The sequence below is a fragment of the Glaciimonas soli genome (assembly GCF_009497155.1).
Lineage (GTDB): Bacteria > Pseudomonadota > Gammaproteobacteria > Burkholderiales > Burkholderiaceae_D > Glaciimonas > Glaciimonas soli.
In genome coordinates, this window is sequence record NZ_WINI01000007.1 from 585336 (window position 1) to 598321 (window position 12986).

9 protein-coding genes are annotated in these 12986 nt (G+C 53.0%); 1 reads left to right on the forward strand and 8 read right to left on the reverse strand.

The window, feature by feature from the left end:
• Window positions 1-502 precede the first annotated feature (502 nt).
• From GEV47_RS14845 to GEV47_RS14860, 4 genes are all read right to left on the reverse strand, one after another.
• Window positions 503-1564 carry a WD40/YVTN/BNR-like repeat-containing protein gene (locus GEV47_RS14845; RefSeq protein ID WP_322741654.1) on the reverse strand — a complete coding sequence of 354 codons (1062 nt, stop codon included), beginning with the start codon at window positions 1562-1564 and terminating at the stop codon, window positions 503-505.
• Window positions 1565-1579: 15 nt separating this feature from the next.
• Window positions 1580-3940: an efflux RND transporter permease subunit gene (locus GEV47_RS14850; protein ID WP_322741655.1), complete on the reverse strand. Its 2361-nt coding sequence runs from the start codon at window positions 3938-3940 to the stop codon at window positions 1580-1582.
• Between the two features lie 173 nt (window positions 3941-4113).
• The gene (locus tag GEV47_RS14855) at window positions 4114-5475 is read right to left on the reverse strand and encodes a DUF1329 domain-containing protein (RefSeq protein WP_228124713.1); all 1362 of its coding nucleotides are present in this window, start codon (window positions 5473-5475) and stop codon (window positions 4114-4116) included.
• Window positions 5476-5551: 76 nt separating this feature from the next.
• The gene (locus GEV47_RS14860; RefSeq protein WP_153235519.1) at window positions 5552-7270 is read right to left on the reverse strand and encodes a DUF1302 domain-containing protein; all 1719 of its coding nucleotides are present in this window, start codon (window positions 7268-7270) and stop codon (window positions 5552-5554) included.
• A 244-nt stretch (window positions 7271-7514) separates the two neighbouring features.
• Here GEV47_RS14860 and GEV47_RS14865 point away from each other — a divergent pair, with 244 nt between their 5' ends.
• A complete protein-coding gene (locus GEV47_RS14865) occupies window positions 7515-7757 on the forward strand; it encodes a hypothetical protein (protein WP_153235520.1) in 243 nt (80 codons plus the stop codon).
• Window positions 7758-8350: 593 nt separating this feature from the next.
• Here the strand turns inward: GEV47_RS14865 and GEV47_RS14870 are convergent.
• The 4 genes from GEV47_RS14870 to GEV47_RS14885 form a co-directional block, all read right to left on the reverse strand.
• Window positions 8351-9103, reverse strand: coding sequence for a gamma-glutamyl-gamma-aminobutyrate hydrolase family protein (locus GEV47_RS14870; protein ID WP_153235521.1), 753 nt, complete (start codon window positions 9101-9103; stop codon window positions 8351-8353).
• A gap of 251 nt (window positions 9104-9354) precedes the next feature.
• A complete protein-coding gene (locus GEV47_RS14875; RefSeq protein ID WP_228124714.1) occupies window positions 9355-10695 on the reverse strand; it encodes an NAD(P)/FAD-dependent oxidoreductase in 1341 nt (446 codons plus the stop codon).
• A complete protein-coding gene (locus GEV47_RS14880) occupies window positions 10682-12040 on the reverse strand; it encodes a glutamine synthetase family protein (RefSeq protein ID WP_153235522.1) in 1359 nt (452 codons plus the stop codon). The genes GEV47_RS14875 and GEV47_RS14880 overlap by 14 nt, the downstream gene beginning before the upstream one ends.
• A 150-nt stretch (window positions 12041-12190) precedes the next feature.
• On the reverse strand, window positions 12191-12967 hold the full coding sequence (locus GEV47_RS14885; protein WP_194270672.1) for a TetR/AcrR family transcriptional regulator: 777 nt from the start codon (window positions 12965-12967) through the stop codon (window positions 12191-12193).
• Window positions 12968-12986 lie beyond the last annotated feature (19 nt).

Below are 12986 nucleotides of genomic sequence, written 5' to 3' on the forward strand. Positions count from 1 at the left end.
CATGGCAATGGCTGAATTTTTAAGTTGCTGTCATAAGAATTTATCAGGAAACCGATGTTTAACGCGACAAATGGTCTCGCTTGTTTTCTTTCCGACAACAGCTAAACGAGCCCAAACAAGTATCGCGTAAACGCTGTTATTACGTTGAATCCATGTCTGTCGGCGTTGGCAGCGTTCGATCCCTGTGCGTTGTTGATACTCTCGATGACACTACTCAATCTTACAGCGTAAGGCGCGCGCTTGTTGTGCAGCTTGCGTCCAATCCTGAGTATGCGCATTTGTCACGGCCGGGTCCGTGCAGACGGATATCCTGACCACGATCAGACTTCAATCTGCCATCGCCTTGTGGCTCGTTGATCCGCTATTCGATGACCCTGTGCTCCTGTGTGTCCGTGATCGCGGGCATACAGGTCACCACACTGATGCCTTTGATAATCCAGTGCGAAAATTCCTAGTCGACAATCGTGTCGTCGACTACGATTTTGGGAAAGTCTTATGCGTATTATTCGCCAGCGGCGCCGTCGGATTTGACTGGGCCGTCCATTGAAAACGCCACCAGTTTGCCACCTGGCGCGATCACCCCGGCTGTAATGTCCTCACGATCTGGACGCTGCGCGACTGAAAATGTCAGACCCTTGTCGCGGCTGGTCAGAACGACACCCTCGAGACCAACTGCTGTGATGGTGCCGTCTTCTCCCGCAATGATTTGGGTTATCGAGCTTTTTGTGCCGGTTTGAGAGGTTTGCCAACTTTGGCCTTGGTCAGTACTGCGCAAAATTGATCCGCGCAATCCTCCTACTATCCATGTCCCATCGTTGAGCACAGTACCGGCCCACAGTGACCCTTTGTAACCTGTATCAATATATGACCAGGTTTCTCCATCGTCCTCAGAGCGCACGATCGTTCCACGTTCTGCTGAGATGACAAGTCCTCCGCTGCGATCAGGAAAGATGTTGAAAAGATTTCTGTCCGCCTTGGAAGCGCCTGGCGGATTAGGAAGAGTCACACTGTTCCAGGTTGCACCACCATCCCGCGTGGCCAAAAACAGCGACCAGAGACCGACAGCCCATCCCTCATGGTCATTCTTGAAATAGACCGAAAACAATGGCTGATCAACCTTGATATCACTGCGCTGTAACTTCCATGTTTCGCCACCGTCGACTGTTTTGAGAATCGCACCCCAATGTCCCACAGCCCAGCCAACCTTCGCATCAACGAAATTGACCGAGGTCAGCGTCGACGAAATAGGAACCGATTTTGCCTGGCGGTATGCATGCCCGTCATTATCGGACAACAGGATGATGCCATGCTCTCCTACGGCGACGATGCGATTTCCCGCCTTGGTTGCCGCCAGTATCATTGACGTTTGCGCTCCCGGCCCAACAACGGCCGGGGTAATTTTGAGGCTTGGCACGACTAACTCGGCAGGGTGCGAAGCCGCACCCTGCGCAGCCTGTGCAAAGGTTGCATCAGTGAAAAACCACATCGTGCAAGCCAATGGAATACTAAGTAACCATTTCTGACTTGGAACGATGCGAGATAAAAATACGCAGACCAGTTTCACCTTGGACTCCTTGAATTAATGACTGAAAAGACCAGGCGCACGAACTGGGCTGGTACGCGGGAATATTTTTTCAAGCAGAACCACTAATGCAGGTAATGCAGTCAGCGCCATGATCAGGTTAATCATGAACATGAAAGCTAATAACTTACCCATATCTGCCTGGAACTTCAGCGCTGAGAACGACCATGTTGCCACGCCAATCGCCAGCGTCAGTGCCGTAAAAATCGTCGCCATTCCTTCGAACTCCAATGCGTGTTCCATCGCGCTATGAATATCTTCGCCCATCGCAAGATGCAACGTCAGTCGATTGTAGATATAGAAGGCGTAATCAACGCCAATACCCACCGCAAGCACCATCACGGGTAGCGTCGCGACCGTCAGGCCGATCTGAAATTTCTCCATGAACCAATATCCAATCGACGTTCCGATCGCTAACGGGAAGCAACATGCAATCATGGCGCGGAAATCCCGATAGACGAAGAAGACCAGCAAGATGATCGCTAAATACACATACAGCATCATCGGAAGCTCGCTCTTTTCCAGTACATCATTTGTGGCTGCCAGCACGCCCGCATTACCCGCAGCAAGGCGGATTTTTACGCCGGGAATGACGTTTTCTGCGCTGTACTGTTTAATGTCGGCGATCACATTCTGGATTGTTGTTGCCTTGTGATCGGTCAGGTACATGTGGACTGCTGTCATACTGCAATCCGCATTTGAATATCCCCGCTGGCGTCCGATGTCGACACTCATGGTCGCTTGGTTGGCCCCATCAATCGGTACCACATTCATTTTTGGGTAGCCTTCGTTACCACCTTGATTGTTGGTACGCAGCAAAGTGGAATACGACGCCACTGAGGTTACGCCGGGTACGCTGCGCATGTGGCTGCTAAAGTTGTCGACAAACGTTGCAACAGCAGGATTGGAGCAGGAATCGGGCGGCGATTCGACCACAATGGAAAGCCAGTCGAGTCCCATGTCAAAATTCTGTGTGATTGACACTGCATCGAGATTGAAACGCGAATCGGCACGAAGTTCCGGCGCCCCGGGCTGTAGCGTACCAACGACCCGATCCCGACTCTCATATAAAGACACACCGAAAACCACCGACGCAATGCAAAGCGTAATGACTGCATTCTTTGGTTGCGCGACAAACGCCAGCATCTTTGTCCATCGAATGCGCTGAGCACGCTTTCTCTCCGCTTTCTTGGCAAATGCCTCGTCAAATTTCAGACAGGAAAGCGCAACCGGCAGCATCACCAGGTTCGTCAATATCTTGAATCCGACGCCTAGCGAAGCAGTAATGGCAAGCTCACGTATCATCGGTATTGGCACCAGCATCAGCGTCATAAATGAAACAAACGCTGTGATAAGCGCCAGCACACCCGGGATGAGGAGTCCACTGAAACTTGCACGTGCGGCCGTCATGACTGATTTTCCGTTGCCGACACCGCGAACGAAGAAGTTGATTTGCTGCACACCGTGCGAAACACCGATAGCAAATACCAGAAACGGAACCAGCACGGCCAGCGGATCAAGTCCGAATCCGATCAGCCTCAAAGCACCAAATTGCCAGATCATCGATGTCAACGAACACATGATGACCAGAACTGTCAGGCGCAAAGAATGACAGTACCAGTACACCGCCAACGCAGTCAGAAATAATGCAATGACACAGAATTCGAGTACGCCTGAAGCGCCTTTTGCGATATCACCAATCTGCTTCGCGAATCCAATGATCTGAATCTCGTACTTATCATCTTCGAATTTGCTGCGGATGTCTTTTTCCAGAAGCCGGTTGAAGTCGATGTAGTCCAGCTTTTTGCCGTCCGGTGCTACTTCATTGAGCTCTGCAGTAATCATCGCTCCGCGCTGGTCACGAGAGACAAGTGAGCCCATATATCCGCCCGCACCTGTCAATTTACGAATATTTTCGATGATCTCAGGTGTCAAACTATCTGGCGTGATGTTTCCCGCAATAACGGGTTCAGCCTTAAAACCATCCTCGGTAATTTCATTGACAAAAGTACCCGGCGTCCATAATGACGATACGTTGACGCGGTCAACGCTGGGCAGAAACTGCACTGCCTGGGTGACGTCCGCCAAGCGTTTCAGGCCGTCCTTCGTCCAGATCGTGCCGTTGCGCGCGCGAACTACGACGGTAATGCGATTTGCCCCAAACAGCTCTTGCTTATATTTATTAAAGGTCTCAATGTATTCGTGACCAACTGGCATCTGCTTTTCAAAGCCTGCCTCCATGCGCAACTGAACAGCGAAAACCGCCATCACCGCTGTGATCACGGCAAAGACGCCTAACGTCAATGCGCGATGCGAGAAAAACCAGTTTTCAAATCTGGTCACTAACTTGTTTAGCACTACGATCTCCTCCGTGTTGCTGGTTACTGGTTGGCTTTTCGGATATTTCTTGAATGTTATTCTCGAAAAACCAACCATTTGATGCTGATAAATACGGCACAAACCGAGACTCACCTCGCCATGCACGAGATTCCCAGTGCGGCGAAGTTTGCCATCGGCCTGTATTAACGCTATTAACGCTCGCTAATCGCTCTCAGACTTTCAGCGGTATAAAAGCTTTCCTTCATGCGCGGATCACTTCCTGGCTCCGCTAACCAATGCGGATCCTTGCCGGTTCCAAAAGCGACGTTATCCGCGACATAACGGCCGTTATTCAGGTCGTACATATCCAGCACAGTCGCAACACATGAGCCAAGCTCCCAAGACGGCATGTTTTGGTTTTCTTTGTATTTCCAGATTTTTCCCTGAGCGTCATAGTCATCGCCGGATACGGCAATCCAAGTATCTTCATCGAAATACATCACTTTTTTCGGTGCAGAATGGCGGAAGCCCGCCTTGAGAGTTCCCTCTACGACCCAGACGCGATGCAATTCATAACGGCCGAGAGCCGGATTGATTGTGTGTTCTTGAAAAGCGTCTTTTAGTTTTATATTTCCGTCGCTGAACTTGAAATTGTTGTAAGGGATATACATTTCCTTCTTGCCCAGCAATTTCCAGTCAAAACGGTCCGGGGTACCGGAATACAAGTTCGTCGCGTCGACCGGATACTGGTTTTCAAAACCGATGACTGGCGCGTCATAGTTGTACGCAGGCAGACGGCGCACACGACGTTGGCCGGTAAAATAGTAGAAGGTTTCATTGTCTTTTTTATAGTAGGCGCTGGCAACCAGCCCCTGACCGGCGAAGGCAGCCGGACTGGTGTAGCTATAATACAAGCCGAACTGGAAGCCTTTGATGTCTTCCAAGGTACTTGCGCCCTTTTTGCCCGACGGCGTGTAAACCGTTGATTCCCAACCCGCTAAAATTGGTTCCGTTGAACCTGGTCGTGGAGAGACGTAAGTCCATCCGCTCGGCATTTCACTACCGACGCCGTTGTAGCTAGAAAGGAAATTCCAAATCACTTCGATTCCCTTTTTTGGCATCGGAAACGGCACACCCGGCAAAACTACGCTCTCCAGTGACCAACCGTCAGCGCCGATCTTCGCATGTGTCGCATTGGTCTTGGTGTTAGCCTGACCGAAGTCCGGATATCCGCAGTTACGGTGACTCGGATACACTTCCATCCGATATCCTTTGGTCTGCTTGATCAGTGCAACCTGCGCGGGCGACATTTTGTCGGCATATTTATCGACGTTTGAGGCATCGATAGCGAACAGCGGCTTCTCTTTGCCGTATTCCCAATAGTCTTCGCGGTTTTTACCATAAACCCAGCCAGCCTTAGGCGTACTTGCGGCCCCGAGTGGCGGAATGGTGCCGTCTTTATTGCCGCCTTTTTCTGCGCCAACCGGTGACAATTCTGTCCCAAGTTTATCGACATCAGCAGCCAAAGCGCCACCCGCTATGCACATGGCAATAACGGCGGCGACAGTTTTCATTTTCATCTCCATCTTATGTTCCTTTTATTTATTTAAAGGTTTGAAACATCATCCAACTTGGTCTGGCGCATCGGAATTAAAAATTCCGGGTAGCATACATGCCAAGGAAATTTCGGTCGGCATACGGCTGAGCATAACTAGAGTTGCCACCGTAGAACACTGTAAAGTTAATTCCAGCCTGCCAGGTTGCCGGATTTTGGACCAATAGCACGTAAAAATTGGCTGACTTTGCACCACGCGCGTAATTGGCGGTGAAGTTTGGCGTATACCCTGAAAACGCGTTGGAGAAAGTGACGCCTGGTGTCACTCCCCAACCAGGCAGAACGGTTCCGTCATAGGTCCAGTTAAAGTCCAGCGTATATCCCGCAGACCTTGCAGTACCTTGCCCCGCCCCGATCGGATAGCCAAGTCCGGAATTATAATTAAGCCACGCGTTGCTTCCGGCGGCCGGCAATTGATATACAGCTTGTCCATCTATCGTGCTTGTATACTGCTTGTTTGAATCAATGCCAGGATAGTCAATCATCGACACCTCAGCAGTAAAAAGTGCCTGATCAGCACCCAGCCACTTCACCATAGGATGGCTGGACGGCGTCATGGCTAACAAGGCGTTAAGCGTAAACTGATACCTCTTGTTATCCATAAACTGATTGCAATTACCTGCCGCCGCGTTCGTATTCAAATCAGGCGGCCCTCCGGCGAGGTAGCATGAGGACATGGAAACGGCATCACGCGGCCGATAGGAAAACTCGGAAGCGATTGCCCAAAGTCCCAATGGGAAATTCATGCTGAGACCGAACATGTCACGATTTTTCTGATACGAATACTGACCTGCAAGGCCGCCGTCTATGGAACTCATGACTGGCGACTTGTCCGTATAACTTTCATAATAGGCGCCAAAGTTAACCTCTGCGCCCGGAGGACTATAAGCAAACTTCAAGCCATATTGCGGTTTGTTGCCTGGCAGTTTGTTGGTGTACGGATATGCCGTGGAGGGATCCGGCAGACCGCCGACATTAAAGTTGTTTGGGTTTGAATAAAATGGTATGGCACCGCGACCGTAGTTATTGGACATAGACCAGTAACTGCCAACTGCGGGATAGGTATTGCCCATCCATTGGAACTGGTAATAGGCTTCGGTGGAAAAACCAGCCGGCAAGCTGCTCGCGAAACTGAGCATTGGCGCAGGCAGCAATGCCTGTTTAAGTTGCGTTCCCGGCGTTAACAAGGTCTGCACATCCACCGCATTGGTGGCATTAATACCGCCGATCGCGAAAATGCTCTCGCCCCAATTGATGACCTGATTCCCCAGCCGGAAATGCGCGGCCTGATCGTCGATAGTCAAGTCTTTTTGAAGCCACAAGTCGAGTATTTTCCCCCGGTAATCCATCTGTGCGCGCGCATCGCCGGCCAAGGGAGTCGTTTGCGTTCTTTGCGCCATTGGATCCGCAAATGCAGTGCCGCGGGCGAGGAACTTCAAACCCTCGGATGGCATCTTTAGCAGTAACTCACTGGTCAGACTCAGATATCCAGTGAACAACTGGTTCTGCTTGTAATTCATGTTTCCGTTGTCGCCGTTTGCCCACTCATCCGTATTGACATTCGCGCCGCAGCCATAGGCATCCGGCACGCCTATCAAAGAACAGCTCGGGTCCTTGGTACGCATACCGAGACCAGCCGTTACGTTTGAAATAACATTGCCCTGAATAGTCCCGTTATCGAAATCCAACGCCGACGCCTTGCCAACCGCCAGCGCCGATATTCCAGCCAAAATACATGCACTTTTCCAACGCATATCCCATCTCCTTTTAGTTTTTATAAATTTTTATAACTTATTTTTTTCATTCTTCAACTACTGCGAGCACACTTTGGTTTAGCCCCTGATGTACCAAATCGACATCACTTGTTTCGTTGTTTTAAAAAACAAAGGTGGTATTTTCCTGGAACCGCTACTCACTACTAAACCAACGCCTCTACCAGTGGCGTTGGCATATGTTTCATGATTGTCGTTGTAACTTATCGCATGCAGCCTGAACAAAATGAAACTAGTAAACGAGATGAAACCGACAGCATTGAAAACAGGAGCGGTCTGGTTATCGGTTGTAATCTGTTACGGCCTGATCCCGCGTTGCAAGAATCGGATCAAACTTGTCACTACACCGCTGACTGACCTGAAACAAATCAATGTTGAACCGTATCCGACACACAACGGCACCATTGAGAGCCGCGTATTTCACCTGCACGTATCTCATTTTTCCGGCACAGAAACGCTCAAGGAATAGCAGCATCCTTTTTTAATTCAGCGAGACCGGAATCACTATAACCGAGTAATTGTTCAGTTTTCAAGCGATATTTGACACCTTTGTGAATTTAGATACAAAAGCCCCAGAGGCGCGCGCGCGGCGCTCGTAATTGGTGCGAATCTCGAACACCGCGCCCCTTTCTGGGCCACAGTAGAGGCGCCAATCGCATCGGGACAAATCGCCACTTCACACCGTGCGCTGACAGCTTTGCAAGCTATCCGGCCGAGGCCGATATCACAGAGGATTTCATGCTTCTTCTGCTACTAAAAATTCTTCCACTACCTCTCGACGTTGCTGCGTTTGATGATGACATTGAGCACATCAAACGGAAGCACCCGCCTGCCATTAACTTCCATTAATCAATCGACATCAACAAAGTCGGCTTCGACCGAACCGAACAGAGCCTTGCGCTCACAATTCAGAAGGTGCGGCATCGTGCCTCCCTCTGAATACCCTCCACGTCAAACCGATTATTTATTCGGATTTTAAAAACGATAACGGAAGTTGTAGAGCGATTGCACCCGTCCAGGAGAGGCCCGACAACGCCGAATTGCACGCGCCCCTCGCTATCATCAATGCTTGGCTTGATAATCGCGGCAAGCCTGGCCAAAAGCTGCGAACAGGCGCATTGATGCAGGATTATTGGTGACTCGCCATTCCGGATGCCATTGCACCGCCATCGTGAAGCCGGGCACGGCGGCGACGGAAAAGGCTTCGATCAGACCATCGGGAGCGCGCGCCTCGACCGTCAGACCGTCGGCAAGGCGATCGATGCCTTGACCGTGCAGTGAATTCACGCTGAGTTCACCGGCACCGCCCAAAATCTGGGCCAGACGCCCTCCTGCCTCGACGACGACAGCATGGGACGGAGCATATTGCTGCTCCAATGTATCTGCCTTGTTTTCGCGGTGATCGTGCTTTCCTGCTACGTCATGAACGGCTTGGTGCAAGCTGCCACCCAGCGCCACGTTGATCTCCTGAAAGCCGCGGCAGATGGCCAGCAGCGGCAGGCCGCGTTCCAGCGCGGCACGAATCAGCGGCAACGTGGTCGCGTCGCGCGCCGCATCTTGCGGTAACGTTGGATTAAGTACATGTTGGTCGTAATGACGAGGATGGACATTGGATGGCGATCCGGTCAGCATAATGCCGTGGCAGACGGAAAGGACAGCCTCAAGGTCGCTAGCTTCTCCAAGCGCCGGCAGGATCAAAGGTGCGCAATCTGCGCCGAGAACAACCGCGTCGACGTATTTGGACTGCGCAGCATGACTCGGCTGAACGCCGATTTGATGGGAACATGCCGGAAGAATGATAATTGGACGATGCATAATGTTTCTTATCGAATTGTTAGTTATCGAATTTGTCTGGGACCATTTTTTGGTGAAGGCAATAGTCCCGGCTGCCCATGTTGTGCGGATTTTTTACAATACTTGTACGTGCCTGAACACATTCCGTCTTACGTGTTTTATTGTAAAAATGGTGGGTGCACTCTCGGTTGTGGTGGTGGTGCATCGCGAGAGTTGCAGATTCCAGATCAGATCCAGGCGAAAAGCGAAGCCAAAGCGGAATCTCCTGCACCTCACCGAAACCTTTCCATCATCAGAAAATACCGCATCCCCAGCGCCAATAATTGCCGCCCCATGCTATCCCCCATCGGAACGCGAATATGGCTGAAACGCTGAAACACATCAAACGCCTCCATTCTCCCCCCAATGGCCTTGGCCATCACTTCGCCCACGATATGCGAGGTGGCCAGCCCATGCCCCGAATAACCCTGGGCATACCAGACATTAGGTGCCAGCTTGCCAAGCTGAGGAACCCGATTGATCACGATACCCATATCGCAGCTCCACTCGAACCCAATCTTGACTCCACGCAGCTGCGGGAAAGTGCGTTCTATGCACGGGCGCAGTTCGGCGGCAATATCACGTGACGGTTTGCCAGAGTAATTGGCACCGCCGCCAAACAACAAGCGTCCATCGGCAGTCATGCGGTAATAATCGAGTACAAAACGGCTGTCATAGACCGCCACATCCTGCGGATTGAGTTGGCGCGCCAGATCACCCAATGGCTCGGTCGTCACTATCCCACCGGCGGCGGGAAATATCATGCCGCTCAATTTGCGTCGTTCCAGCTTGTGATAGACGTCGCCGGCGAGCAGAATTTGGTCAGCGACGATGCGACCCTTCGGCAGGCGAATCGACGGCGTCGCGCCGTGGATAATCTCAAGCACCGGCGAATTTTCGTACACATGGCCGCCGAGGCTGGCAAGTGCGCGCGCTTCGCCCAAGCACAGGTTCAGCGGATGCAGGTGCATGTTCTTCCGGTTGTAAATTCCCCCATGGTAAAGAGGTGTATCGAGGAAGCGGCCGATATCCTTTGCCTCGACCAGCTCCACCATATCGGCCATGCCGCGACTAACCATGTCGTCGTAGGTAGCGCGCATCGCGCGCATGTGGCTGGGGCTGTAAGCGGTGTGCAGATGACCGAACTTGAGGTCGCAGGCGATGCCGTATTTCTCGATGCGCTCGCGGATAATGTCATGGCCGCGCCAGCGCAAATACCAGACGAACGCCTCGGCGTCGTCCTCACCGACGTGGCGGGTAAGTTGACGCAGGATGGCTTCGTCGCCCGACAGGCTGCCCGTGACTTGTCCGCCGTTGCGCCCGGATTGCCCCCAACCGATCCGATTGGCTTCGACCAAAGCAACCTTCTTGCCCTGCTCCGCCAGTTCCAAGGCGCTGGCCAAGCCGGTGAAGCCGCCGCCAATGACGGCGACATCAACCCTGACTTCACCTTCCAGCTGCGGGAAACTAAGATCGCTGTTAACGGTAGCGTTGTAGTACGAATTAATACGCTGGCTGGTCATGTTGTTTTTCCCTTGCAAATGGTCTGGGTTGCGCGCATCACGCGAGTTCAAGATAGCGCTCCAGTTCCCAGTCGGTCACGCTCTGGTTAAAGCGGGCGATCTCCCATTGCCGGGTTTCCACGAAATGGCGCACGAATTCTTCGCCAAACAGCGCGCGCGCGAGCGGGGAGCGATCCATTGCAGCCGTCGCCTCGGCTAGGGTGCGCGGCAGATGCTCGACCTGTTCGGCACCGTGGTTGGCACCGGAAACCGGCGGCTGTTCGAGCGCCAATTTGTGCTCGATGCCGTACAGCCCTGAGGCTAGCGCTACCGCAATCGCCAGATAAGGATTGGCATCGGCGCCAGGGGTGCGGGTCTCGATCCGCATGGCGTTGCTGCTGCCGGGAATGACGCGCAGCGAGGCATTCCGATTGTCCACCGCCCAGGTCGGTTTTACCGGAGCCAGGTTATTCCCCACCAGACGCTTGTAGCTGTTGATGAATGGCGCAACCATCGGCAACAGATGCGGCAGGCAATACAATTGACCGGCGATGAAGTGGCGCATGGTCTCGCTCATGCGGTGTTCGCCCTGCTCGTCGTAAAAGCAGTTCTGCCCATCGCGCCACAGACTCTGATGAAGGTGCTGTCCGCAGCCGGCATATGCCTCCGAATACTTGGCCATGAAGGTATTGAGCAAGCCATGGCGGCGGCCGATTTCACGCACCGACTCCTTGAACAGAACTGCGCGGTCGGCCGTCTTGAGTGCGTCGCCATAGCGGATTGCTGCTTCAAAATTACCCGGTCCGGCCTCGGTATGTATGGCCTCAAGCGGCACATCAATAGCATTCAGATTGGTGAACAGATCGTGCACGAACTCCTGTTGGGCATTGATGCGAAACGGCGAATAGTTAGTCAAGCCTTGCGTCGCAGTTTGCAGATTGCGATAGCTTTTAGCACGCACCGATTGCTCGGTCTCTGACAGCACAAACCATTCGAATTCGGTACCCACCTGCGCCGAATAGCCCATGGCATCGGCCTTGGCCAGCACCTGCTTCAACAGTTGGCGCGGACAGATCGGCAACGCTGAGCCGTCGATCCGGGTATGTTCACCCAGAATCAACCAGCAGTTGTTGTCCCATGGCAGACGACGCGCAGTAGTCGGATCGAGTACCAGGCCGATATCGGGAAGGCCGGTATGGAAACCTGTGAAGCTAACGTTGTCGTATAACTGGTCTTGAATATCCCAACCAAAGACGGCACTGGCGATGGTGCCGCCGCCCTCGAGCATGCTGGCGATTTTTTCGCCTGACAGGTGTTTACCGCGACAGACACCGTCGATATCGGTCACCATGAAGCGTGCATATGGCTCGTAAGCGAGCTGATCTTTGGAGAAAGCAATAGCGTTATTAGAGTTCATGATCTTGTCTCAATTCTCGTGATACAGCCGCATGGCGCGGCCTTCACCGCCGCCAATGGGCGTTGCCTACAATCGGATGTTGATTAGATGTGCCTGTGGCGGGACGGCGCGGTGCTCGCGCCGACTGTCTGCCACAGAAAGGGAAGGAACTTAGGTGACGTCCGGCGGCGCTTCGGGCCGTGGCGCTGGCCAGGAGACTGGCTGGGGATCGGACTGAGGTTCGGCGCTGGCAGCCGCCAGCCTCGCCTGTTCATTCATCAAGATAAAGTGGCTCGCCAGCGCATGCTGGCAGATCCGATGGTGCATATCAAACATCGCGGCATGTGCCGGATCGCGCATGTTCGATTCGATCAACAGGTAATGATCAAGGATGGTCAGAGTCCGCGCCACGGCGCTGCACTGATCCTTCCCAACGTACGGCAGCAGATAGGAGATCGCATCCGTGAGCAAGGCGTTGACCTGCAGGTCGATCTGGCGTTCCAGCGCTTTTAGCTCCGGCACCGAGGCGAGCAGGGAAATCAGGACACTCACGCCCGACACCTGCTGGTACTGCGGCCGCACCGCCTCATAGACCATACCCAGATAGCGGATCAAGTCCACACAGCCAGTCTTGGTCGGGTGGACGGCCGCGACGCCGTCTTTGACGCGTTCGAGCCATTGGCTGGCCAACGCATGGATTACCGCTTCCTTGTTGGGGAAGTATTCGTACAGGCCGCCCACCGACATGCCAGCGGCTTCGGCAATGCGCTTGGTGGTCAGCTTGGCCAGCCCACCGCGTGCGATTTCTTCGCCGGTGGCTTGCAGAATCACTTCAATCGTCTTGTGTCCACGCTCCTGTTGCGGAATGCGCCGCTTGGCGGCAGGCTTGGCTTTGGCCTTGCCGGTAGCGGGCGACTCTGACGGGACGAGAGATTTCTTATTGGCCATGCTAGGTTGGATCAGTTTA